This is a genomic window from Flavobacterium sp., assembly GCF_027484945.1.
GTDB lineage: Bacteria > Bacteroidota > Bacteroidia > Flavobacteriales > Flavobacteriaceae > Flavobacterium.
This window is the reverse complement of the sequence record NZ_JAIXRZ010000009.1, coordinates 21,864-44,656: the sequence shown is the minus strand read 5'-3', so window position 1 is coordinate 44,656 and position 22,793 is coordinate 21,864. Positions and strand designations below refer to the sequence as shown.

Sequence of the window (22,793 nt, the reverse complement as noted above, 5' to 3'; positions counted from 1 at the left end):
TCGTTTTCCAACAATACCTTGGAAATAAAAGACATTCCAAGTGGTTTCTATTTTTTCAAAATGGAAGTTGGAAACGAATCGGTAACCCAAAAAGTAATCATCAAATAAAAAAAGCCTCCAACTAATAAACATGCCCCAAAAAGTTAGACACTATTTGAGGCATTTTTTATGATTTAAAAAATTATTAATCTTCTTCTAAAGTATGTGATTTGGAATAGGTGCGCCATTTTGAAATACATTCTACTAAGTCGTTGGGGATTTCAGAATCAAACCGCATCATTTCACCTGTTGTTGGATGAACAAAACCTAGCGTTTTAGCATGTAGCGCCTGACGTGGTAATACGGTAAAACAATTTTCCACAAATTGCTTGTATTTGGTAAAAGTCGTGCCTTTTAAAATTGTATTGCCTCCATAACGTTCATCGTTAAATAAGGTGTGACCGATATGTTTCATGTGCACACGGATTTGATGTGTTCTCCCTGTTTCCAACTTACAAGAAACCAAGGTCACATATCCTAATCGTTCAAGGACTTTATAATGGGTAACCGCATACTTACCAATCTCAGGATCGTCAAAAACCGCCATTTGCATACGATCGCGAAGATGACGTGCAATATTGCCTTCAATTGTCCCCTCAGCGTTCTCAACATTTCCCCAAACAAGAGCAATATACTCGCGCTCCGAAGTTTTTTCTTCAAATTGTTTTGCCAAATGCGTCATTGCTTGTTCAGTCTTAGCCACAACCAATAAACCCGAAGTATCTTTATCTATGCGATGAACCAAACCCGGACGCTCGGAACTATTTAAAGGCAACCGATTTCCATAGTGATAAGCCAAAGCATTAACTAAGGTTCCTGTATAATTTCCATGACCCGGATGAACGACCAAACCCGGCGGCTTATTAATCACAACTAAAGCATCATCTTCATACACAATATCGATGGGAATTGGTTCTGGGATAATCTTATGCTCAAACGGTGGGTGGGACAATACAATTCGTATACAATCACCCGGTTTTACTTTATAATTCGACTTTACGCTGAGTTCATTAACGAGTATCGTACCGCTGTCGGCGGCATTTTGTATTTTATTTCGAGAAATATTAGGAATTTGTAATTGGAGGTACTTATCGATTCGCAACAAACCCTGTCCTTTCGATACTTCGAACCGAAAGTGTTCAAAAAGTTCGTCCTCGGGTTCTAACCCAATTGCATTAGAATCCATCGGAGATACTATCTTGGGGTTCCGTATCGGGAATTGAATCGGATGCTGTTTCTTCAAAAACCACTTTTCCATCACCCAAGACTAAATCGATTTTTGAGGACTTTAACACTTTGGTTCCTGGTTTTATCTTTTTACCGTTCATCCACATTTCTAAGACCATGTCTTTACCAACATAGGGTTTGTAGGTAATTTCACCTTCTAGCAAACCAACTGCTTTTAATGTCGGCACGGCTTGTCGGTGCGTTTTTTCAATCAGATCAGGCAAAGCAACCATCGTAAATGTTGCCGCATTGATTTTTAAATAAAGCGTACGTCCTCCTTTAACCTTACTTCCCGCCGTAGGTTCCTGCTGTACAATAGTCAATTTTGGAAAGTCAGCAATATAATCAACGGTGTCGATAATTTCATAGTCCAAGTCCAATTCATCCAACACGGTTTCAGCCTGCTCGGGCGTCATTTTGCTCAAATTGGGAACGGTAATTTCTTCACCATGATTGGTTACAAAAGTGATCCAATGGAAAAACAAAAAACCCAAAACACCGACAATTAGTAGTGCCGCTGCCATTTGGGCAAAAAAGACTTTAGTGGTCAAATAATTCCGTAAACGCATCGTGTTCAATTTCTAGCAAAGATAGGATTTTAGTTGCAACAATTATGCTATTTTTGTATCGTACATCTAAAATTTATCCCCGATGAATATTGCAGTAGTTATGGGCGGATATTCCGATGAATCGGTAATTTCGTTACGTAGTGGCCAATTGATTTTAAACGAATTGGACACAAAAAAACATACCCCTTTTGAAGTTCATATTCTAAAAGAAGGTTGGTATGTACTGGTTGGGGGAGAAAAAATCGCACTCGATAAAAGCGATTTTTCATTTCAACACCATGGAAAAAAAATACAATTTGATGTCGCTATCAATACTGTTCACGGAACCCCTGGTGAAGACGGTCATTTGCAAGCCTATTGGGAATTAATCGATTTACCCTATACCGGATGTAATTTTTACCAATCGGCACTTACATTCAATAAACGCGATACACTATCCGTGATTTCAAAGTTTGATATCCCAAAAGCAAAATCGGTCTATTTACGTTTTGGAGATGCAATTAATGGACAACTACTAGCGGATACCTTAGGGCTTCCCTTTTTTGTAAAACCCAATCAATCGGGAAGTTCATTGGGCGTTTCCATGGTTAATAATTTAGATGAATTAGATCAAGCTTTAGCGTTTGCTTTTGCAGAAGACCATGATATTTTAATTGAGTCGTACCTAAAAGGGACTGAAGTTTCTGTTGGCGTTTTACGTTACAAAGGGGAAATTCTTGTATTGGGAATAACCGAAATCGTTTCTCAAAATGCTTTTTTTGATTATGAGGCCAAATACCAAGGAAAATCAGAAGAAATTACACCTGCGCGATTAGATGTTGCAACGGAAGCATTAGTAAAATCAACTGCAAAAAAAGCCTATGAAGCATTGGGGATGACTGGATTTTCGCGGACCGATTTCATTGTAATGGATGGAATTCCGTATTTTATCGAAATGAATACGAATCCCGGACTTTCGCCACAAAGTATTTTTCCACAACAAGCAGCACATGCAAAAATGGCTTTTAGCGATTTATTAGAAAATGAAATTCAGCTGGCCATGGAGCGAAAAACAATTTGGGCTAAATTGTAAGAGCCTCTAAGAATCTTTATAATTATAAATTAACTTTACCGCATGAAACAAGCGATTTTTCCCGGTTCCTTTGATCCAATTACGTTGGGACATTTTGACATCATCCAGCGTGGAGTTTCCCTTTTTGATGAAGTAATTGTAGCCATTGGAGTCAATTCGGATAAAAAATACATGTTTACGCTTGAGGAGCGCAAACAGTTTATTGAAGAGGCTTTTAAAGATGAACCGAAAGTTCGGGTGATTACGTACGAAGGTTTGACCATTGATTTATGCAAAAAAGAAAAAGCCGATTTTATCTTACGGGGATTGCGCAACCCGGCCGATTTTGAATTTGAAAAAGCCATTGCACATACCAATCGAAAATTATCGAAAATTGAAACCGTATTCTTATTGACTGCAGCCAAAACCTCATTCATCTCCTCAAGTATTGTTCGCGATGTGATCCGAAATGGTGGCGATTATACAGTGCTGGTTCCCGATGCTGTAAAAGTTAAACGATAATTACTTCACGATATTTTCCTCCTCAAAAAGAAGTTTGATATTTTCATACGAGTTACCCAAAGCTATTTTTACTTCTTCGGGATTTAACCATACTACCTTTTCAATTCCTTCATTCTCTTGTGGAATTGGATTGCCTTTAAACTTGGTTTTCATTTCATACCATTGGGTAATTTTCAAACGGTATTTACCACCTCGCTTGAAAACATGGTAGGTTTTTTGAAGTTTTTGTGTTATTTTTAGTTGTTTTACACCAGTTTCTTCCTCTACTTCACGGATGGCCGTTGTTTCAATAGATTCCTCTTTTTCAATACCACCTTTAGGCAAATCCCATTTGCCATTGCGGTAAATAAACAATACTTGACCTAAATCATTGTATACTAAACCGCCTCCTGCTTTTTTTACGGGGATTTTCTCTTTAACTTTCTTTAGGATTTCTTTTTCATCGGGATAGTACAAATAGGCCTTCTTAATCTTATTATTAAACATCTTAACAATAAGCTGCTCGATATCAACAGTTTCTAACAAAAACAACTGAAAATCGGTTTCTTTAACAACCTGGTTTGTCAAAAAAAGTGGTTTATCGTTAACAAAAACTTTATACATTTGTACTATGATTTTTAATAACACAACTGCCGAGAAAACTGCCGAATTGCTCTTACAAATAAACGCAATTAAATTAAATCCGTCAAATCCTTTTTTATGGGCTTCCGGATGGCACTCCCCTATTTACTGTGACAATCGTTTAACGCTTTCTTTTCCTGCGATACGGAATTTTTTACGCGATGAATTTGCTAAAAATATTGAAGCAACGTATGGAAAACCGGATGTGATTGCGGGTGTAGCTACAGGTGCCATTGGCATCGGTGTATTGGTCGCTGAAGTAATGGGATTGCCGTTTGTATATGTGCGACCCGAACCCAAAAAACATGGTCGAAAAAATCAAGTCGAAGGATTTTTACAAAAGGGTCAAAACGTTATTGTGGTTGAAGATTTAATTAGTACAGGAAAAAGCAGTTTATTGGCTGTGGAAGCACTTCGAGAAGCAGGCGCTCATGTTAAAGGAATGGCTGCCATTTTTTCCTATGGTTTTGAAACCGCAAAAACAAACTTTGAAAATGCAAATGTGAATTTGAATACACTTTGTGATTACGAACATGTATTACCGCTCGCTGTTGCTAAACAATATATTAACGAAAATGAACTAAGTACATTACAAGATTGGCGTAAACAACCCGATACTTGGAATACCACTCTAAAATAAACCGTTATGCAACTCGAAAGTCCAAAAGTAACTGTTGCCAAGTCGGCAGCGTATGTATTTAACGCATTAACCGACGTTAAAAATTTTGAAAAATTAATGCCTGATACGATTGCAAAATTTGAGGTGACTGATGAAAACACCTTCTTATTTGGTCTTAGCGGGATGCCCGAAATTAAACTGCGTTTAAAAGAACAAACTCCCAATACCTACATTAAATTGGGTGCAGCCAGTGATAAAATCCCTTTTACATTAATCGCAAATATTGAAAATACAGGCGGTGAAAGTGCTTTGGTTCAGTTGCATTTTGAAGGAGAATTTAATCCCATGATGGCCATGATGGTTAAAGGTCCTATCAGTAAATTTTTAGATACGTTAGCTTCAAATTTGGATAAATTATAGTCCATACGTTCACGATTAATACAGTAATTGAATTTCTTTAACATCAAAATCTGCGGTAGAAGCATCATCGCGTAAAATAAGTAGACGACCGTTTGCGGAAACCGATTGAATAATACCCATAAATTGATTACCTCCTGAAGTTTTGAAAGGCATTGGCACTCCTTTTTTAAAAAGATGGGTATGATATAAATTCCATAAAATTTCTTTTTTACCACTAGCGATTAACTGACAATTTTGAATGATTTGCGTTAGTATAGCTTGACAAAGCAAATCGGTATCTACAACTTGTCTTAATACATTATAAATTGAGGAGGCTTGAGGCAACGATTCAAAATTGCTTTGATTTACATTAATACCAATTCCAACGATTGCTTCAATTTGTGATTCCGCCTTAATCAAATTTTCAATTAAAATACCGCCTAATTTATAATGACCTGACAGCATGTCATTGGGCCACTTAATTCTAATGTTGGGAATATTATAGTTCTTAAAAACAGTAAACACACTACAAGCAACAGCCACATTCAAGTCAAAAACCTGAGCAGGCGCATGAATTACATCTTTAACTAAGACACTCATAGTCAAATTTTTACCTGATTCCGACTGCCAAACCGCACCTCTTTGTCCGCGTCCGTTTGTTTGCACTTGCGCTGTAACAGTGGTGAAATTTTCTAGTACTTTTTGCCGAGATAATTCTTTGAGATAATCGTTGGTTGAATCAATGGCATCGAGTTTGATTATAGGCATTGCGCAATAGATTAAAAATTCGTTTTTAAACTTATGTTAAGCCTCAAAAATAATGACAAAAAATAATACCTTTGCAAAATAAGACGCAATTTTAAATGACGAAAAAAGAAGTTAGTACCGATGTCCTGTTGACGGGCATCATAAAAGGAATTGAAGACCTAAAAGGAAATGAACTTGACATCCTGGATTTAAGAGAAATCGATACTGCAGTGTGTGATTATTTTGTGATTTGCACTGGTACTTCCAATACCCAAGTTAACGCGATTGTTAACTCCATTCAAAAAGTAGTCTCAAAAGAATTTAAAGAAAAACCTTGGCATGTAGAAGGAACCGATAACGGCGAGTGGGTTTTAATGGATTATGTGAGCATCGTTGTGCATGTTTTTCAAAAAGAACCCCGGGAATACTACAACATAGAAGGATTGTGGGGTGATGCCAAAATTACACGAATTGAAACCAATTATTAATAGCAGTACAAAATTATGTCAGAAGATAAAAAACCAAACAGCGGTTTAAAATTTAGTCCTTGGTGGATTACTGGAGCCGTTTTATTTATGTTGGTTGCCCTCAATTTTATGGGAGGTAGCGCAATTGAAGACCACTCTTCCATCAGTGTTTCTCAATTTGATGCCTTATTAAACAAAGGGGAAATTCAAAAAGTTATCGTTTACAACAAAACGAAGGCAGAAGCTTATCTAACCGAAAAAGCACAAAAAAGCAAAGCCCATGAAGCGGTAGTTAAAGATATGTTTGGTGCCACAAATAAGGGACCCCATTATATTTTTGATATTGGTAATGATGAAATTTTTCAAAAAGAATTAGCCCAAGCTGTAGCCGATAAAAAATTAGTAAGCTATAAGTTTGATCAAAAGAGTGATTGGTCGGGTTATTTCTTCAACTTCCTACCGATCATTATTCTAATTGGGGTTTGGTTGTACTTTATGCGCCGAATGTCTTCTGGTGGCGGTGGTGCTGGCGGTGGTCAAATTTTCAATATTGGGAAATCACGTGCGCGCTTATTTGACGAAAAAAATGATGTTAAAGTAACTTTTAAAGACGTTGCAGGTCTTGAGGGTGCTAAAGAAGAAGTACAAGAAATTGTAGAATTTTTAAAAAACCCAGAAAAATACACTGCATTAGGGGGTAAAATTCCAAAAGGAGCACTATTGGTTGGGCCTCCGGGTACCGGTAAAACCTTATTGGCAAAAGCAGTTGCAGGCGAAGCACAAGTTCCATTCTTTTCCTTATCGGGTTCCGATTTTGTTGAAATGTTTGTTGGTGTAGGTGCTTCACGTGTGCGTGATTTGTTTAAACAAGCCAAAGACAAATCACCTTCGATAATTTTTATTGATGAAATAGATGCCGTGGGTCGAGCGCGTGGAAAAAATAATTTTTCTGGTTCAAACGACGAACGCGAAAATACGTTAAACCAATTACTTACCGAAATGGATGGTTTTGGCACTAATACCCATGTGATTGTTTTGGCGGCGACAAACCGTGCGGATATTTTGGATAAGGCATTAATGCGTGCTGGACGATTTGACCGTCAAATTTATGTCGACCTTCCGGACATACGGGAACGAAAAGAAATTTTTGAAGTGCATTTAACTCCGTTAAAAAAAGCAGCCGATTTAGATACTGAATTTTTAGCAAAACAAACGCCCGGTTTTTCGGGAGCAGATATAGCCAATGTATGTAATGAAGCGGCATTAATTGCAGCACGTCATAACAAAACTGCAGTTGATAAACAAGATTTCTTAGATGCGGTTGACCGAATTGTTGGTGGTTTAGAAAAGAAAAATAAAATCGTAACGGCTGAGGAAAAGCGTGCAATTGCAGTTCATGAAGCTGGACACGCTACTGTAAGTTGGATGCTTGAACATGCAGCACCTTTAATAAAAGTTACTATTGTTCCTCGAGGTCAAAGTCTAGGAGCTGCATGGTATTTACCTGAAGAACGATTAATCGTGCGACCCGATCAAATGTTGGACGAAATGTGTGCAACAATGGGTGGTCGTGCCGCTGAAAAAGTAATCTTTGATACCATATCTACAGGTGCACTATCAGATCTAGAAAAGGTAACTCGTCAAGCGCGCGCAATGGTAACGATTTTTGGATTAAACGAAGCAATCGGAAACATTACCTATTACGATTCTAGTGGTCAATCGGAATATAGTTTTAGCAAACCCTATTCTGAGGCAACTGCCGTATTGATTGATAAAGAAATTTCTGCTTTAGTGGAAGGGCAATACCAACGTGCCATTCAATTATTAAATGATAATAAAGATAAATTAATTCAATTGGCTGATATTCTTATAGAAAAAGAGGTGATTTTTAAAGACGATTTAGAAGCTATTTTTGGCAAGCGACCTTTTGGATTGACAGCAGAAGAAAATCATCCCATAGCTGAATAATAGCTATTTAACAAAATTTTAAAAATCTTAATTCGAAATGTTTTTTGAATTAAGATTTTTTTATCTTTGGGAGTATACAATTTTTAAAGAATTATACCCAATATATATGAGTATTTTCAAAAAAATATTTGGTTCCGGTCAAGAAGGTTCCGACGAGGAAAGTCAAAGTGAATATAATTCTCAAAAAAACTCTAACCTCCCTGTAGATGAGCAATTTACTTTCAATTTTAAAAAAAATGGAGGTAAATTTATTTATTGTGAAAATTTAAATGAAGTCAAAGAACAGTTTGAAAATATACTAGAAGAAAACGATTGGTTTGAACGTGAAGTTTTGTGTTTTGAACCCAATTTATTTCCGCTCTTAGATGAAAATCGACTGCCTTATCAAAATTGTTCTGAACCGGTATTTTTATTTGCAAGTTGTGAAAATTTAATTGCAGACGATGGATCGGTATTGTTTTCATCCAATCAAATTCGTCAAAATCGAGCAGAAAACTTACCTGATAATATTGTAATATTGGCAACTACAAGTCAGATTCTAGAATCTAAAAGTGATGGTTTACGTACCATTAAAAAGAAATACGTGAAAGATTTCCCAACAAACATTACGACAATCAAATACTTTGAAAAAGCAAAAGAAGAGGATTTCTTAACGTATGGCAGCTGCTATAAAAACCTTTACCTCCTTCTTTTAGAAGATTTGTAGAATGAATGAAACTGTAAAACGGGCCCTATCGGGTACAGTTTACATTGTGCTTTTATTAGCATCAATCCTGTATTCCACAGAAAGCTTTTTGATTTTATTCGGTGTGTTTTTAGTGATTACACTTTATGAATTTTGTAATTTAATTCACGTAAAGAAACCATTTCCATTAATTTTTGGGCTATTAATTTATACAGGGATTATCCTTTTAAGCAACTATCGTAGTGAAAGCGAAGCGTTCTTAACTGAAACTTTTCAACGGGAATTTTCACTTACTTTTGATTTGCAGACGCTTAATCTCGTTTTATTAGCTATAACCATAGTGGTTGCAATAAAATGTATTTTATTTTTATTTTACGATTCCATACAATCCGTAAGCATATCTTCGAAGTATTTGTATTTACTAGGTTACATCATTTTACCTTTTATATTCATTACAAAAATTTCTTTCGGGGTAAAAGAATACAATCCGAAAATTATTATCGGACTTTTTATTTTGATTTGGACCAATGATACATTTGCTTATATCGTTGGTAAATCGATCGGTAAGCACAAACTATTCGAACGAATTTCTCCCAAAAAAACAATCGAAGGATTTATTGGTGGTATTGTTTTTGCAATTTTTGCTGGATTTTTAATTTCGAAATTTTTAATACAAGCTAATCCAAAATTCAGTCAAAAGTCAATTCTCATTTGGTGCTCTATTGCCTTAATCGTAGGGATTATGGGCACCATAGGCGATTTAATTGAATCTAAATTCAAGCGAATTGCGGGAGTTAAAGATAGTGGCAAAATCATGCCTGGGCATGGAGGTATTTTGGATCGCTTAGATAGTGTTATATTTGTAGCACCATTTGTATTTTTGTTTTATCAAATTTTATATTATGTTTCATAAAGAAGGAGGCAAAATCATCCTGATTTCTACATTTAGCTTTACAGTTGCCTTATTGGCCACGCCCTATTTATTTTCGAATATTTGGATTTTAAAAGGAATTCAAATTACATTACTATTCCTGTTGGTAATGGTTCTTCAATTTTTTAGAAACCCAAAACGTCATTTAGAAGTAAATGATTATCATATCACTGCCCCTGTTGATGGCAAAGTTGTTGTAATTGAAGAAGTTTACGAAGCGGAGTATTTTAAAGATAAACGTTTACAAGTGTCTATTTTTATGTCTCCTATCAATGTGCATGTAACACGCTATTGTACCAGCGGTAAAATAAAATTTAGCAAATACCATCCTGGAAAATATTTAGTAGCATGGGATCCAAAATCGAGTACCGAGAATGAACGGACTACAGTCGTAATCGAAAATCGTATTTTTGGAGAAATTCTTTACAGACAAATTGCAGGTGCACTCGCTAAGCGAATTGTTAATTATGCCGAAGAGGGAATGGTTGTTCGACAAGGCGCAGATGCTGGGTTTATCAAATTTGGTTCACGCGTAGATCTTTATCTACCTTTGGGAACCGAAGTTAATGTAAAATTAGGTCAAAAAGCCGTTGGAAATAAAACGATCATTGCTGTAAAAAACAATGGATAATCGCACTTTAGAAGAACGTTTTGATGAAGCCGTAGATTTGGCAAATGCGATGTCGCAAAACGATTTGCCTCAAGATGTACAATTACGCCTTTATGCTTTGTACAAACAAGCTACTTTTGGAAGGGCAAACCATCGCTTTGTCTTCCCTCAAGATTTGCGTAATGCATTCAAAATGAATGCTTGGTTTCAAATTAATCATTTATCCCAAGACGAAGCTAAAGAACAATATATTGCAGCTATTTTAAGTTTGACGCAAAAGAAGTAAAATCGATATGAAAAAGATTGGACTAGCAATTACCGTTATTGCACTTTGGGTTAGCGTGTCTTGTAAGCAAAAAAAATATACCGAAGTGGTTGAAGTTCCTTTGCCTTCAAAAGAACAAAAGGTAACTCTGGGCGAACCCGACGATGTAAAAGCTACTGAAGGCGCTTTTGAAGTTGTTCAACTACCCTTTAAATATGATGCGTTACAACCTCACATCGATGCCTTTACAATGGAACTCCATTATTCCAATCATTACCTAAGCTACACCAATAAATTAAACGAGTTGCTCGCTGGGACTGATTTAGAATCCTTACCTATAACCGACCTTTTAAAAAAACAAGATCGTACCAATGAAGAGCTTCGAAATGCATTAGGCGGATATTACAACCATAGTTTATATTTTGAATTACTTACCCCAAAATCGCAAGGTAAACCTAGTGATACATTGGCGACTGCAATTACCAAAGATTTTGGATCATTTGACAATTTTAAATCGCAATTTATTGACGCAGCCAACAAGCAAACGGGCTCAGGTTGGACTTGGTTGATTGTTGACCGATCGGGAACATTGCAAATCACTTCAACTCCAAATCATGACAATCCCTTAATGCCAGGAGTTACTATTGCTGGGACCCCTATTTTAGGTATTGATGTATGGGAACACGCTTATTTTGTAGAATACCAATATAAGCGAAAAAAATACATCGAAAATTTCTTTAAATGCATCAATTGGGAAAAAGTAGCTGAAAAATTCGAAGAAGCTATTGTTAAATAACACTTTGATTCGAAAACAAGGTAGTTTTAACGGCAAAAACAACTTATAACCGATTTTTTTATAGTCTTCCCGGTAGTATTAATAATTTTAAGTTAGATTTTTTAATTTAGATTGCTCTAAACAAAAACGTATGCTTTTTATTTTAATAGATGATGATCCGATTTTCAATTATATCCATGAAAAGACAATACGTAATAGTTGTCCAGAATGTTCTGTACTATCATTTGTATCAAGTCGGGAAGCCTTGGAACATGTTATTGATCACTATTCCGAAAAAAAAGGAGGTTCGTTTTGTCTGCTTTTAGATATCAATATGCCGGAATACAATGGGTTTGAATTTTTAGACCGACTATTAAAACGATTGCCGAATTTTTTGATTGAACATCCTATCTATATTCTAACATCCTCATTAAACGAAAAAGATAGGCAAAGAGCTGCGCAATATCCTGACTTAAAAGGATATTTAGAGAAACCATTAAATCGAGATCAATTAACATTTATTTTGGAAAAATTGAAATTATAGGTTCGCTAAAAACCGAGTATATTTGAAAAAAATATACAATGAAAGTAACACGCTTATTTTGGATAGCCCTTTTCTTTTCGTTGGGCTTATTCGCTCAGGAATCCCAATTAAAAAATATCCAAAAGCTAACCTTTGGTGGCGATAATGCCGAGGCATATTTCAGTCCCGATGGATCAATGCTCACACTTCAAGTAACCAATCCGAATCTCGGAGCTGCATGTGATCAAATTTATTCCCTAAATCTTAATGCAAAGAAATTTTCTCCCCAAAGTTTGAAACGAATTTCCAATGGAAAAGGACGTACGACTTGCTCCTATTTTATGCCCGATGGAAAACACATTATTTTTGCATCAACCCATGGATCACAAAATGAATGCCCTCCACCACCAAAACCACGGGATGGAAAATATTTATGGGCAATTTACCCTGAATTTGATTTATATATCGCCGATCTTAACGGCACTATTATCAAGCAATTAACCAACACCCCCGGATATGACGCCGAAGCCGTAGTCTCTCCCGATGGCAAAAAAATAGCATTTACTTCCACCCGCTCTGGCGACTTAGAGTTATGGACCATGGATATTGATGGGTCCAACCTAAAGCAAGTTACCTTCGGATTAGGTTATGATGGCGGAAGTTTCTTCTCACATGACAGCAAAAAATTAGTTTTTCGGGCTTCCCGACCGAAAACTGAAGCTGAAATTAATGATTACAAATCCTTACTACTAGACCATGTGGTGGCGCCAACCGAAATGGAAATTTACACTTGCAATGTTGACGGATCCGATTTGAAACAAATTACAAATTTAGGTAAAGCCAATTGGGCACCCTTCTTCCACCCATCCGACAAGAAAATTATCTTCTCATCCAATCACCATGCAACACGAGGTTACGACTTCCAATTGTATATGATTGATGTTGATGGTACTTATTTGAAACAAATCACATTTGAAAGTGAATTCAATGCTTTTCCTATGTTTTCGCCGAATGGAAAGAAATTGGTATTCTCGAGTAATCGCCAACAACAGGCCGCGCGTGAAACTAATGTATTTATTGCCGATTGGGTCGATATAGATCCCGCAGCGTATGTAAATGAACCCGAATTAAAAAAACATCTATCGTTTTTAGCTTCAGATGATTTAAAAGGTCGACTTGCCGGTTCAAAAGAAGAACAAAAAGCGGCAAATTATTTAGGGGAGCAATTTAAAAAAATGGGATTAAAACCGTATCAAGGGAAATCATTCGCTATTCCATTTGAATACAATTACAAATTGAACCCAAACGATTCAATAAATCCACAAGAAGTAAAAATAAAAGCGCAGAATGTGGTTGCTTATCTTGATAATAAGGCATCAAAAACTATTGTTATTGGAGCTCATTATGATCATTTAGGGCTAAATGAACATGGAAATTCGACATCAATGAATTCCAAAGGCGAAATTCATAATGGCGCCGATGATAATGCTTCGGGTGTAGCCGGTGTACTCGAATTGGCACGCCAATTTTCGCAAAATAAATCGTTGGAAAAAGCAAATTATATTTTTGCCCTTTTCTCTGCAGAGGAAGATGGATTAATTGGTTCTAAAGCACTGGCCGAAATGATAAAAACCAATACTCCAAACGTTGTAGCCATGTTGAATATGGATATGATTGGTCGCTTAAATACATCCAAAGATTTGGTCGTTGGAGGAACAGGAACTTGCCCTGATTTTCCAGAAATGGTAGAACGCAATAAGCCCGCCGGATTCCATATCACTATGGATGCAAGTGGAACGGGACCGACCGATCATACATCGTTTTATTTGCAGGATATTGCCGTTTTAAATTTCTTTACTGGAACGCATAACGATTACCACAAACCCACTGATGATGAAGCAAAAATTAATTATTATGGGGTAAAAAACATCATTGAATACGTTGGACGATGTGCACTTGCAATCGCCGATTTGGATTCGGTTGTTTTTACAAAAACCAAAATAAATGCGGGTAAAACACGTCCGAAATACAAAGTTACCATGGGAATAATGCCCGATTATACCGAGCATCCCGATGGGTTACATGTTGATGGAGTAACCGATAACCGTCCAGCACAAAAAGCAGGAATTCAAGAAGGCGATGTTATAACCAAGATGGGAACTTTAGCAATTAAAGACGTATACGGCTACATGGAAGCATTATCAAAAATTAATCCCGGTGATGAAATTGAAGTTGTGTTTACACGAAATGGTACTTCACAAACCGTAAAGGTGAAATTTGAATAAAAAAAGGAGTCGTTAATTCGACTCCTTTTTGGTAATTATTTGACGAATTTTATTTTAATCCATCTAAACTGTGAACTATTGTTGCAATTTTGGCCAAGGCATCGGCCTCTTTCTTGCGTTCCATTTCGATTACTTTTTCGGGAGCACCGGCAACAAATTTTTCATTGGAAAGTTTGGCTTGAACCGACTTTAAAAATCCTTTCATATAATCTAATTCAGCGGTTAATTTTTCAATTTCAGCGGCTACATCTATAGCTCCAGTAATTGGAATAAAATACTCATTGGATTTTACCCTGTAGGATAAAGCTCCGTCCACTTTATCAGAAACATACGCTATAGAAACAACATTTCCTAATTTAGCTATAATTGCATCAAAAAAAGGTGATGCATTTTCATTGTTCACTATTTTTAAATCAATCGGATCTTTAAACGGGATATTTTTTTCTTTGCGAATGGTTCGAATCCCCGAAATTACTTCGGTAGCAAATTCAAAATCGGTTACCAAATGTGCATCATAAGCTGCTGTTTTTGGCCATTCCGCTATGATTAATGCGTCATCTGAAGAACGCTCTTGGATATGCTGCCAAATCTCTTCGGTTAAAAATGGCATAAACGGATGCAATAATTTCAAATTGGATTCCAAAATAGCAATCGTTTTTGTAAACGTCAAGCGATCGATTGGCTGTTGGTAACCCGGTTTAATCATTTCTAAATACCACGAGCAGAAATCATCCCAAAACAATTTGTAAATCGCCATTAAAGCATCGGAAATTCGGTATTTTTCAAAACTGGCTTCTACCTCAATCAACGTTTGTTGCAACTTGGCTTCGTACCACGCTATAGCTGTTTTTGATGCTTCAGGCTGCGCACAATCGGCTACTTCCCAACCTTTGATTAGTCGAAATGCATTCCAAATTTTATTTGCAAAAGCTTTTCCTTGTTGGCATAATTCTTCATCAAATAAAATATCATTACCTGCTGAACCACTTAACAATAATCCAACACGAACACCATCGGCACCAAAACGATCGATCAAATCTAAGGGATCGGGAGAGTTCCCAAGCGATTTAGACATTTTTCGACCTAACTTGTCGCGCACTAACCCTGTTAAATATACATTTGAAAAGGGTTTGGCATCTGTATATTCATATCCGGCAATGATCATTCGGGCCACCCAGAAAAACAAAATATCCGGACCGGTTACTAAATCATTCGTTGGATAATAGTAATTATAGTCTTCATTTTTGGGATCTAAAATTCCCCCAAATACAGTAATTGGCCATAACCAAGCTGAAAACCAAGTATCCAAAACATCATCATCCTGGCGTAAATCTGCTGCGGTTAAATTAAAATTACCGGATTTATTTTTTGCCAATTCCAAGGCATCCGATGGCGTAGCTGCCACTACAAAATCTTCATTTCCGGGACCAAAATAATAAGCAGGTATCTGTTGACCCCACCATAACTGACGGGAAATATTCCAATCGCGTATATTTTCTAACCAATGGCGGTAGGTATTATTAAAACGACTTGGATACAATTTTACATCTTCGGTTTCTAAAACCGCTTTTATTGCTGGTTTCACCAACATATCCATACGCAAAAACCATTGATCTGACAGACGCGGTTCAATTACTGCTTTGGTGCGTTCAGAAGTTCCTACTTTATTCAAATAGTTTTCTGTTTTTACCAAAGCCCCAATGGATTCTAATTCAACAGCAATGGCCTCTCGCACCTCAAAACGATCTTTTCCGGCATAATGCAATCCAAATTGATTTAAGGTAGCGTCTTCATTAAAAATATCAATGATATCTAAATGATGTCGTTCACCTAATTCCTTATCATTGACATCATGCGCGGGTGTTACTTTCAAACAACCGGTTCCAAATTCGAGATCTACATAATCGTCAAAAATGATAGGAATACTGCGGTTGCAAATTGGAACAATTGCTTTTTTACCTTTCAAATGTTGGTATCGTTCATCCTCAGGATGGATGCAGATAGCGGTATCCCCCAATATCGTTTCAGGGCGCGTTGTCGCAATCGTTACCCATTGATCACTTCCCTCGATTTTATAATTGACATAGTATAATTTACCATTGCGCTCTTCATAAATAACTTCTTCATCTGAAAGAGTGGTTTTCGCCTGAGGATCCCAATTCACCATTCGGAAGCCGCGGTAAATTAACCCCTTGTTGTATAAATCGACAAACGAATGAATAACCGAAGCCGTCATATCGCTGTCCATCGTGAATTTGGTGCGACTCCAATCACACGAACAACCCAATTTTTTCAATTGTTCTAAAATGGTACCCCCATATTCTTCCGTCCAATCCCAAGCGTGCTTTAAAAATTCTTCACGACTCAAATCTTTTTTATCTATACCTTCGCTTTTCAACTTTGCCACTACTTTAGCCTCGGTAGCAATCGATGCGTGATCGGTACCCGGAACCCAGCAGGCATTGAAACCTTTAAGCCGAGCACGACGAATCAACACATCTTGAATCGTATTGTTCAACATATGACCCATGTGTAAAATACCGGTTACATTGGGTGGAGGAATAACAATAGTATAGGGCTTTCGGTGGTCGGGCTTAGAAGTGAAGTAATCGTTCTTCATCCAATAGCTGTACCATTTTTGTTCTACATCTTTGGCATTGTACTGTGCTGGAATCATGAGTTAATTATTGTTTTTACTATAAATTGAACCAAAAATCGACGAATATAAGCCTAATTAAAGCCCGTAAACTCGAAGCAAATCGCAGTTAAAAGGCAAAGGCGTTTTGGCACTAAACAAGCATTTTAACATGCTTAATTCGAACCACCAAAATTGGTACGCTTTTTGATTTAGTGCCTACAAAAGTACTGAAAATAGTATGTTACGAAAAATTTAAGATTTAAAATTTTGTACGAAAAATGAAAGTAGTAACTTTACACAAAATGCCACTTATGAAACCTATACTATTTGCTGCAATGCTTTTTATATCGAGCATGCTGAGCGCACAAAACGGACCCAAAATTGTTTTTAAAGATAAAGACAATACCCTTGACTATGGAACGGTAACCAAAGAAACTGATAATGGTGAGCGTATTTTTGAATTTACCAATACAGGAGATCAGCCTTTGATTATTAAAAATGTGCAATCGACTTGTGGCTGTACCGTGCCGAGCAAACCCGAACAGCCAATCATGCCAGGTAAAACGGGTGAAATCAAGGTAAAATACAATATGAATCCCGGGCCTATTCGTAAAACCATTACAGTAGAAACCAATGCAGTCAATGTTGAAGGAGGCATGGTAGCCTTAAAAATTAAAGGTGAGGTTATTGTTAAAAACGAGCCCAACCCCCTTGAAAAGAAAACAAATTTATTGATGAATAAATCCTAATGAAGCCCGAGTAATCGGGCTTTTTTTATGGCAACACATCTTTTAATACCAAGGTTACTTTGTAGGGGTTACCCAAATGTTCCAATTCCATTTCGATACTTTTCCCGTCTTGTTGTTTAAAATATGAATTGATTTGATCTAAAGACATTTCATGGCCCTCTTTTTCTTCAATGGTTAGAAGTATATCTCCTTTTTGAATGCCAACCTTAGCACCGGGAGAATCGGGACGAACATTCGCAACTACATAAATTGGCTTGAGTTCAAACTGGTATTTAATTTTATCTCTAATACTCGTTGAACTCCCTTCAAAAGTAATATCGCCATAGGTTAGTCGAGAATCTGTTCGCTGCGATTTAGCAATCCACTGCAGCCCTTGGTGCTTTACTTCTATTCCCGACATATTGTAACGAAAAGGATCATCATAGTCACGATTAGGGCGAATATATAGTTGTTGTTGTGCATAATCAAAAATAACATGAAAGCGGCGCAGGAATTCGTTTCCAATTGATCCCGTGCGGTTTGTCACCTGAACCAAATGCGTCATAGATAAACTATCGGGCATCGCAACTATAGGTCGCGGGAGCATAAATGTATCCCATTTAAGCCCATCAATTCGGCTGCGATTCCCATAAATTGTCCCACTTAAGCCTTTTCCTAGGTAATCTTGTATTGTATTTTTTGAAAGAAACGACTGCGGCATAACCGCTGGAAACAACCAGGCAGCATCGGTATTACCGGTATCCAATAATTGCAATAAATCGATTGTTTTTATTCCTTGTTGGCCCTTCATTTTTACATACGGTTTATTTTGTACTAAATAAAGTGGTAAGGGTGTGAATTGCTCTTTTCGCCGTTTTACTTTTTGGAGGGATTTCCCAATGATTAGGCGTTGGTTCACATAATCAATTCGCACTAAAAAATTTTTAAAAAAGTGTGCACCGACTATTCCATTAACGGGAAGTCCTACTGAAGAAGAAATGTTAATTTCTTGATCTAGTAATATATAAACCTTATGATCGTTGTCTAAGGCGCTACCAATGCGAAGGGAATTATGATCAGCTCGGTAGGCATCAATTGGTTCATTTGCACCAAATCCTTTGATTTTTACTTTTTCTAACGTTGAAAATTGAACTTCATTAGGATCATCTAAACTAAAAAGAATAGTCTCTTCAACACCCGTATCCAAAAGAAAATTGAGTGGAATTCCATTTAACTCAACGGGGAGTATGATTAAATTATTTACCCATTGGAAGGGAATTTTTGACTTTTTGCGGTCATTATCTAGTTCGAAACCCGACTGCCCCCAAGCTAATAACGAACCAAAAAGTAATAAAACCGAATACAGTCTGCAAAACATGCTTGTTTTTTCTATAAAATTAACGAATTACGAATATATTTTAGGGTGACCATTCGTTAAAATACGCTAAAAATTTGCAAATTTGCAGCATTAAATAAATCAAACCATGCCACATGTATCTCATAAAGGCAAAACCATGCCTGAATCCCCTATTCGTAAACTTGTACCTTATGCAGATATTGCCAAAAGTAAAGGGGTAAAAGTATACCATTTAAACATTGGTCAACCCGATATAAAAACACCTGAAGTTGCATTAAACGCTGTTAAAAATGCTGATATTCGGGTATTGGAATACAGTCATTCGGCCGGGTTTGAAAGCTACCGTACAAAATTAGCTCAATATTATTGTAATCATGGATTACCAGTAGAAAAGCAAGATATTATTATCACAACCGGAGGTTCTGAAGCCTTATTGTTTGCTATTGGAAGTACGATGGATGTAGGTGATGAAATTATCATTCCAGAACCCTTTTATGCCAACTACAATGGATTTGCCATTGCTTCGGGAGTGACTGTAGTTCCGGTAATTTCGACACTTGAGGAAGGATTTGCGCTACCCCCTATTGCTGCTTTTGAAAAATTGATAACACCCAAAACTAAAGCTATATTAATTTGCAATCCCGGGAATCCAACAGGGTATTTGTATTCTAAAGAAGAAATTGAACAATTGGCAGCTATCGTTAAAAAGTACGATTTATTTTTAATTGCTGATGAAGTATACCGAGAATTTATTTATGATGAAGGGGTTCAACACCATTCGGTATTACAAGAAGCGGGTCTTGAAGAAAATGCCATTATGATCGACTCGGTATCCAAACGATATAGTATGTGTGGCGCACGAATCGGTTGTATCGTTTCCAAAAACAAAGAAGTGATGGCTACTGCTATGAAGTTTGCACAAGCGCGCTTGAGTCCGCCTACTTACGCGCAAATTGCAAGTGAAGCCGCTTTAGAAACCCCGCAATCCTATTTTGATGAAGTTATCGAAGAATACAAAGAACGACGGGATCTATTAGTGGCGGGATTAGAAAAAATAGAGGGTGTAAAAGTTGCGACACCAAAAGGGGCATTCTATTGTATTGCAAAATTACCTGTAGCCAATGCGGATGATTTTGCCCAATGGTTATTAGAATCTTTTGATTATCAAGGAGCCACAGTAATGGTCGCACCTGCAGCCGGATTTTATTCTACTCCTGGCGTTGGTCTGGATGAAGTCCGTATTGCTTATGTATTAAAAAAGGACGATTTACAGCGTGCGATCGAAGTGCTCGATGCTGCGCTAACCGCATATAAAGCTATTCATTAGGATTGAATCCCTACAATTTGAAACCTGCACCGTTACGTGCAGGTTTTTTTATAAGACGATTACTTTAAAGGTAAAGCACTTTTAGAAATCACTTATCCAATTTCCCTATAGCACCGAAGCTTTATTTATAATAAAAAACGCCTCCGAAGAGACGCTTTTATACCATTAAATCATTGGTTTTATTTGACTTATCGTTTGCTTGCGCAACACCCGCCTTTTTTCTCACCTGTTCCACAAGATTTTTTCTCTTCTGAAGAACATGATTTTTCAGTTTTAGCTTTTTTCTTTTCTTTTTTAGCTTGTTCTTGTGCAAAACTATTTACAGAAATCAATAATGCAGTAACTGCAAAAACGGAAACAATTTTTTTCATGTGTGTTAATTTTGGTTATAAATAATTTTAAATATACTACTTTTTTTACTAAAGTCGTTTCGTTTCGATAGTTTGTACAATTTGTGCTTTTGAAATCACTCCCGACTGGCGCCAAAGCAATTGCCCTTTTTGGTACAAGAGCAGCGTTGGAACACCGCGAACTTGTTGCATGGCTGCCAACTCTTGGTTTTTATCGACATCTACTTTTAAGATAGAAACCGAATCCCCAAGCGCATCTTTCACTTCTTTTAATATCGGTGAAAGCTGCTGACAAGGCCCGCACCATGTAGCAAAAAAATCAATTAAAACGGGTTTGTCTGACTTGATTATATCGGCAAAATTACTGTTCATCTGCTTTCTTTTTAAATTCAATTGAACACCCTTGGGCACCACAGCCCCAATTCAATAGGGCTTGCCCCAAGAAAAATAATCCAAATACGGCAAAAATCCACTGACGGGTTTCATACGCATTAACGATTAAAACCAATGCTAATGCCAAGCGTGCATAGCGGAGTATTGACCAGTTCTTTAAACTATTTTTTTTCATTACTTTACAGTCGATGGGCAAACAAAGGCCGTTGTTTTTATAGCGGTTTGACGAATTGCCGCAAAACCTCCTTTAACATCAATCACATTGTGATACCCGCGCGCTTTTAAAATAGAAGCAGCAATTACCGAACGGTAGCCTCCCGCACAATGAACATAAAATGGAGCATCTTTTGGAAATTCAGCTAAGTGATCATTCAAAAAGTCCAATGGAGTTGAAGGCACATTTTCGATATGTTCAGCGCTATACTCGCCTGGTTTGCGCACATCAAATACTTGTACTCCTTCAGGCAAAAGCGTTTCCAATGCAACAGCAGTCACAGCATTGAGGGTATCGTATTCTTTACCCGCATTTTTCCATGTCGCAAAACCATCCTTTAAATAACCTATAGTTTGATCATAACCTACACGTGCTAAACGCGTAATGGTTTCTTGTTCTCGACCTACAGGAGTTACCAATAAAATCGGCTGTTTATAATCGATGATTAACGCACCCACCCATGGTGCAAACTGACCGTCGATTCCGATAAATATCGAACCCGGAATATGGCCCGCAGAAAAATCATCTTGATGACGTACATCCAAAATTAAGGCATCTGTCTCGTTGGCCGCCGCTTCAAAAGCTACGGCATCCAAAGCTTGAGCTGCTGCAATGATTTTTTCTACATTTTCATAGCCTTCTTTGTTTAATTTGACATTCATCGGGAAATAGGCTGGCGGCGGTAAAAGTCCATCCGTTACTTCTTTTACAAACTCCTCTTTGGTCATATCAGCACGCAAAGCATAATTAGTCGCTTTTTGTTCGCCTATCGAACCAACTGTCTCTTTACTTAGATTTTTTCCACAAGCACTTCCAGCACCATGAGCGGGATAAACAATGACATCGTCGGCAAGCGTCATTACTTTTGCACGAAGACTTTCAAAAAGAATTCCAGCCAATTGCTCTTGCGTCATATGCGCTGCTTTTTGAGCCAAGTCGGGACGACCTACATCACCCAAAAACAAAGTGTCGCCGCTAAACAAGGCATGATCTTTACCGTTTTCGTCTTGCAACAAATAACAACTGCTCTCCATGGTATGCCCTGGTGTATGCAACACGGTTAGGGTACAGTTTCCAATTTTAAAAACTTCACCGTCAGTTGCAATATGTGCTTTATATGTAGGATTAGCATTAGGTCCGAATACTATAGTAGCTCCTGTTTTTTCAGCAAGAGTCACATGACCACTCACAAAATCGGCATGAAAATGGGTTTCAAAAATAAATTTGATGGTTGCCCCATCGTGAGCAACGCGATCAATATAGGGTTGTACTTCACGTAAGGGATCAATAATGGCAGCTTCACCATTACTTTCGATATAATATGCGCCCTGCGCTAAACATCCGGTATAAATTTGTTCAATCTTCATGTGACGCCTAAATTTTATGTAAAATTAATACGAATATTGGATATTAATTGTAACTAAAGTTACTCTAACAAAAGTACGGAAAGAAAAGAAACTTTTCTAGTGTATTGCAATCCAAT

General features: G+C 37.2%; 26 protein-coding genes. 16 read left to right on the top strand and 10 right to left on the bottom strand.

Features of this window, described 5'->3' with window-relative positions; genetic code table 11:
• Window positions 1–18: 18 nt before the first annotated feature.
• The gene (locus Q0039_RS10265) at window positions 19–108 is read left to right on the top strand and encodes a T9SS type A sorting domain-containing protein (RefSeq protein ID WP_366520858.1); all 90 of its coding nucleotides are present in this window, start codon (window positions 19–21) and stop codon (window positions 106–108) included.
• Between the two features lie 76 nt (window positions 109–184).
• Here Q0039_RS10265 and Q0039_RS01305 read toward each other — a convergent pair whose 3' ends face one another.
• Window positions 185–1,225, bottom strand: coding sequence for an RluA family pseudouridine synthase (locus tag Q0039_RS01305; RefSeq protein WP_297507859.1), 1,041 nt, complete (start codon window positions 1,223–1,225; stop codon window positions 185–187).
• On the bottom strand, window positions 1,215–1,835 hold the full coding sequence (locus Q0039_RS01300; RefSeq protein WP_297507856.1) for a PASTA domain-containing protein: 621 nt from the start codon (window positions 1,833–1,835) through the stop codon (window positions 1,215–1,217). Before Q0039_RS01300 ends, Q0039_RS01305 begins: the two co-directional genes overlap by 11 nt.
• 82 nt (window positions 1,836–1,917) lie before the next feature.
• On the opposite strand from Q0039_RS01300, the gene Q0039_RS01295 reads away from it, so the two are divergent.
• Complete coding sequence (locus Q0039_RS01295) at window positions 1,918–2,907, top strand: D-alanine--D-alanine ligase (RefSeq protein WP_297507854.1); 990 nt, start codon at window positions 1,918–1,920, stop codon at window positions 2,905–2,907.
• 42 nt (window positions 2,908–2,949) lie between these two features.
• Window positions 2,950–3,408, top strand: a complete 459-nt coding sequence (coaD, locus tag Q0039_RS01290) for a pantetheine-phosphate adenylyltransferase (protein WP_297507851.1) — start codon at window positions 2,950–2,952, stop codon at window positions 3,406–3,408.
• Here the strand turns inward: coaD and Q0039_RS01285 are convergent, their stop codons facing one another.
• Window positions 3,409–4,011 carry an NUDIX domain-containing protein gene (locus tag Q0039_RS01285; protein ID WP_297507848.1) on the bottom strand — a complete coding sequence of 201 codons (603 nt, stop codon included), beginning with the start codon at window positions 4,009–4,011 and terminating at the stop codon, window positions 3,409–3,411.
• A gap of 7 nt (window positions 4,012–4,018) precedes the next feature.
• Here Q0039_RS01285 and pyrE point away from each other — a divergent pair, with 7 nt between their 5' ends.
• Both pyrE and Q0039_RS01275 read left to right on the top strand, forming a co-directional pair.
• Window positions 4,019–4,669, top strand: a complete 651-nt coding sequence (gene pyrE / locus Q0039_RS01280) for an orotate phosphoribosyltransferase (RefSeq protein ID WP_297507845.1) — start codon at window positions 4,019–4,021, stop codon at window positions 4,667–4,669.
• Between the two features lie 6 nt (window positions 4,670–4,675).
• On the top strand, window positions 4,676–5,068 hold the full coding sequence (locus Q0039_RS01275) for an SRPBCC family protein (protein ID WP_297507842.1): 393 nt from the start codon (window positions 4,676–4,678) through the stop codon (window positions 5,066–5,068).
• Between the two features lie 15 nt (window positions 5,069–5,083).
• Here Q0039_RS01275 and Q0039_RS01270 read toward each other — a convergent pair whose 3' ends face one another.
• On the bottom strand, window positions 5,084–5,815 hold the full coding sequence (locus tag Q0039_RS01270) for a biotin--[acetyl-CoA-carboxylase] ligase (RefSeq protein ID WP_297507839.1): 732 nt from the start codon (window positions 5,813–5,815) through the stop codon (window positions 5,084–5,086).
• Window positions 5,816–5,910: 95 nt separating this feature from the next.
• On the opposite strand from Q0039_RS01270, the gene rsfS reads away from it, so the two are divergent.
• The 9 genes from rsfS to Q0039_RS01225 all read left to right on the top strand — a co-directional run bounded on the left by rsfS (window position 5,911) and on the right by Q0039_RS01225 (window position 14,303).
• Window positions 5,911–6,282, top strand: a complete 372-nt coding sequence (gene rsfS, locus Q0039_RS01265) for a ribosome silencing factor (RefSeq protein WP_297507836.1) — start codon at window positions 5,911–5,913, stop codon at window positions 6,280–6,282.
• Window positions 6,283–6,297: 15 nt separating this feature from the next.
• The gene (ftsH, locus tag Q0039_RS01260) at window positions 6,298–8,229 is read left to right on the top strand and encodes an ATP-dependent zinc metalloprotease FtsH (protein ID WP_297507833.1); all 1,932 of its coding nucleotides are present in this window, start codon (window positions 6,298–6,300) and stop codon (window positions 8,227–8,229) included.
• A 106-nt stretch (window positions 8,230–8,335) separates the two neighbouring features.
• A complete protein-coding gene (locus tag Q0039_RS01255; RefSeq protein WP_297507830.1) occupies window positions 8,336–8,935 on the top strand; it encodes a lactate utilization protein B/C in 600 nt (199 codons plus the stop codon).
• Window position 8,936: 1 nt separating this feature from the next.
• Window positions 8,937–9,827, top strand: a complete 891-nt coding sequence (locus Q0039_RS01250; protein WP_297507827.1) for a phosphatidate cytidylyltransferase — start codon at window positions 8,937–8,939, stop codon at window positions 9,825–9,827.
• Window positions 9,817–10,476 (top strand): phosphatidylserine decarboxylase family protein, encoded by a 660-nt coding sequence (locus tag Q0039_RS01245; RefSeq protein WP_297507824.1) that lies wholly within the window; start codon window positions 9,817–9,819, stop codon window positions 10,474–10,476. The genes Q0039_RS01250 and Q0039_RS01245 overlap by 11 nt, the downstream gene beginning before the upstream one ends.
• Window positions 10,469–10,741: an acyl-CoA-binding protein gene (locus Q0039_RS01240; RefSeq protein ID WP_297507821.1), complete on the top strand. Its 273-nt coding sequence runs from the start codon at window positions 10,469–10,471 to the stop codon at window positions 10,739–10,741. The genes Q0039_RS01245 and Q0039_RS01240 overlap by 8 nt, the downstream gene beginning before the upstream one ends.
• A gap of 7 nt (window positions 10,742–10,748) precedes the next feature.
• Entirely contained in the window at window positions 10,749–11,516 is a 768-nt protein-coding gene (locus tag Q0039_RS01235) for a superoxide dismutase (RefSeq protein WP_297507818.1), read from the top strand.
• Between the two features lie 130 nt (window positions 11,517–11,646).
• On the top strand, window positions 11,647–12,039 hold the full coding sequence (locus tag Q0039_RS01230) for a response regulator (protein WP_297507815.1): 393 nt from the start codon (window positions 11,647–11,649) through the stop codon (window positions 12,037–12,039).
• Between the two features lie 38 nt (window positions 12,040–12,077).
• Window positions 12,078–14,303 carry a M20/M25/M40 family metallo-hydrolase gene (locus Q0039_RS01225; protein WP_297507812.1) on the top strand — a complete coding sequence of 742 codons (2,226 nt, stop codon included), beginning with the start codon at window positions 12,078–12,080 and terminating at the stop codon, window positions 14,301–14,303.
• A 49-nt stretch (window positions 14,304–14,352) separates the two neighbouring features.
• Here the strand turns inward: Q0039_RS01225 and Q0039_RS01220 are convergent, their stop codons facing one another.
• Window positions 14,353–16,980: a valine--tRNA ligase gene (locus Q0039_RS01220; protein ID WP_297507809.1), complete on the bottom strand. Its 2,628-nt coding sequence runs from the start codon at window positions 16,978–16,980 to the stop codon at window positions 14,353–14,355.
• Between the two features lie 272 nt (window positions 16,981–17,252).
• On the opposite strand from Q0039_RS01220, the gene Q0039_RS01215 reads away from it, so the two are divergent.
• Complete coding sequence (locus tag Q0039_RS01215; RefSeq protein WP_297507806.1) at window positions 17,253–17,690, top strand: DUF1573 domain-containing protein; 438 nt, start codon at window positions 17,253–17,255, stop codon at window positions 17,688–17,690.
• 25 nt (window positions 17,691–17,715) lie between these two features.
• Here Q0039_RS01215 and Q0039_RS01210 read toward each other — a convergent pair whose 3' ends face one another.
• Window positions 17,716–19,047: an aspartyl protease family protein gene (locus tag Q0039_RS01210; RefSeq protein WP_297507803.1), complete on the bottom strand. Its 1,332-nt coding sequence runs from the start codon at window positions 19,045–19,047 to the stop codon at window positions 17,716–17,718.
• Window positions 19,048–19,153: 106 nt separating this feature from the next.
• Here Q0039_RS01210 and Q0039_RS01205 point away from each other — a divergent pair, with 106 nt between their 5' ends.
• Window positions 19,154–20,353 carry a pyridoxal phosphate-dependent aminotransferase gene (locus tag Q0039_RS01205; RefSeq protein ID WP_297507800.1) on the top strand — a complete coding sequence of 400 codons (1,200 nt, stop codon included), beginning with the start codon at window positions 19,154–19,156 and terminating at the stop codon, window positions 20,351–20,353.
• 188 nt (window positions 20,354–20,541) lie between these two features.
• Here the strand turns inward: Q0039_RS01205 and Q0039_RS01200 are convergent, their stop codons facing one another.
• Genes Q0039_RS01200 through Q0039_RS01185 form a run of 4 tightly spaced genes read right to left on the bottom strand, consistent with a single transcriptional unit; the run spans window position 20,542 to window position 22,677 of the window.
• Entirely contained in the window at window positions 20,542–20,724 is a 183-nt protein-coding gene (locus Q0039_RS01200) for a hypothetical protein (RefSeq protein WP_297507797.1), read from the bottom strand.
• A gap of 48 nt (window positions 20,725–20,772) precedes the next feature.
• On the bottom strand, window positions 20,773–21,075 hold the full coding sequence (gene trxA, locus Q0039_RS01195; protein ID WP_297507793.1) for a thioredoxin: 303 nt from the start codon (window positions 21,073–21,075) through the stop codon (window positions 20,773–20,775).
• Window positions 21,065–21,271, bottom strand: a complete 207-nt coding sequence (locus Q0039_RS01190; protein WP_297507789.1) for a hypothetical protein — start codon at window positions 21,269–21,271, stop codon at window positions 21,065–21,067. The genes trxA and Q0039_RS01190 overlap by 11 nt, the downstream gene beginning before the upstream one ends.
• A complete protein-coding gene (locus Q0039_RS01185) occupies window positions 21,271–22,677 on the bottom strand; it encodes an MBL fold metallo-hydrolase (protein ID WP_297507786.1) in 1,407 nt (468 codons plus the stop codon). Before Q0039_RS01185 ends, Q0039_RS01190 begins: the two co-directional genes overlap by 1 nt.
• Window positions 22,678–22,793 lie beyond the last annotated feature (116 nt).

Excerpts from the sequence above, each read along its gene's own strand:
- Q0039_RS01185 (WP_297507786.1), bottom strand. The coding sequence starts at position 22,677 with ATGAAGATTGAACAAATTTATACCGGATGTTTAGCGCAGGGCGCATAT.
- pyrE (WP_297507845.1), top strand. The coding sequence starts at position 4,019 with ATGATTTTTAATAACACAACTGCCGAGAAAACTGCCGAATTGCTCTTA.
- Q0039_RS01285 (WP_297507848.1), bottom strand. The coding sequence starts at position 4,011 with ATGTATAAAGTTTTTGTTAACGATAAACCACTTTTTTTGACAAACCAG.
- Q0039_RS01235 (WP_297507818.1), top strand. The coding sequence starts at position 10,749 with ATGAAAAAGATTGGACTAGCAATTACCGTTATTGCACTTTGGGTTAGC.
- Q0039_RS01255 (WP_297507830.1), top strand. The coding sequence starts at position 8,336 with ATGAGTATTTTCAAAAAAATATTTGGTTCCGGTCAAGAAGGTTCCGAC.
- Q0039_RS01300 (WP_297507856.1), bottom strand. The coding sequence starts at position 1,835 with ATGCGTTTACGGAATTATTTGACCACTAAAGTCTTTTTTGCCCAAATG.
- rsfS (WP_297507836.1), top strand. The coding sequence starts at position 5,911 with ATGACGAAAAAAGAAGTTAGTACCGATGTCCTGTTGACGGGCATCATA.
- Q0039_RS01305 (WP_297507859.1), bottom strand. The coding sequence starts at position 1,225 with ATGGATTCTAATGCAATTGGGTTAGAACCCGAGGACGAACTTTTTGAA.
- Q0039_RS01230 (WP_297507815.1), top strand. The coding sequence starts at position 11,647 with ATGCTTTTTATTTTAATAGATGATGATCCGATTTTCAATTATATCCAT.
- Q0039_RS01200 (WP_297507797.1), bottom strand. The coding sequence starts at position 20,724 with ATGAAAAAAATTGTTTCCGTTTTTGCAGTTACTGCATTATTGATTTCT.
- coaD (WP_297507851.1), top strand. The coding sequence starts at position 2,950 with ATGAAACAAGCGATTTTTCCCGGTTCCTTTGATCCAATTACGTTGGGA.
- Q0039_RS01245 (WP_297507824.1), top strand. The coding sequence starts at position 9,817 with ATGTTTCATAAAGAAGGAGGCAAAATCATCCTGATTTCTACATTTAGC.
- Q0039_RS01295 (WP_297507854.1), top strand. The coding sequence starts at position 1,918 with ATGAATATTGCAGTAGTTATGGGCGGATATTCCGATGAATCGGTAATT.
- Q0039_RS01220 (WP_297507809.1), bottom strand. The coding sequence starts at position 16,980 with ATGATTCCAGCACAGTACAATGCCAAAGATGTAGAACAAAAATGGTAC.
- ftsH (WP_297507833.1), top strand. The coding sequence starts at position 6,298 with ATGTCAGAAGATAAAAAACCAAACAGCGGTTTAAAATTTAGTCCTTGG.
- trxA (WP_297507793.1), bottom strand. The coding sequence starts at position 21,075 with ATGAACAGTAATTTTGCCGATATAATCAAGTCAGACAAACCCGTTTTA.
- Q0039_RS01210 (WP_297507803.1), bottom strand. The coding sequence starts at position 19,047 with ATGTTTTGCAGACTGTATTCGGTTTTATTACTTTTTGGTTCGTTATTA.
- Q0039_RS01205 (WP_297507800.1), top strand. The coding sequence starts at position 19,154 with ATGCCACATGTATCTCATAAAGGCAAAACCATGCCTGAATCCCCTATT.
- Q0039_RS01190 (WP_297507789.1), bottom strand. The coding sequence starts at position 21,271 with ATGAAAAAAAATAGTTTAAAGAACTGGTCAATACTCCGCTATGCACGC.
- Q0039_RS01270 (WP_297507839.1), bottom strand. The coding sequence starts at position 5,815 with ATGCCTATAATCAAACTCGATGCCATTGATTCAACCAACGATTATCTC.
- Q0039_RS01225 (WP_297507812.1), top strand. The coding sequence starts at position 12,078 with ATGAAAGTAACACGCTTATTTTGGATAGCCCTTTTCTTTTCGTTGGGC.
- Q0039_RS01215 (WP_297507806.1), top strand. The coding sequence starts at position 17,253 with ATGAAACCTATACTATTTGCTGCAATGCTTTTTATATCGAGCATGCTG.
- Q0039_RS01240 (WP_297507821.1), top strand. The coding sequence starts at position 10,469 with ATGGATAATCGCACTTTAGAAGAACGTTTTGATGAAGCCGTAGATTTG.
- Q0039_RS01250 (WP_297507827.1), top strand. The coding sequence starts at position 8,937 with ATGAATGAAACTGTAAAACGGGCCCTATCGGGTACAGTTTACATTGTG.
- Q0039_RS01275 (WP_297507842.1), top strand. The coding sequence starts at position 4,676 with ATGCAACTCGAAAGTCCAAAAGTAACTGTTGCCAAGTCGGCAGCGTAT.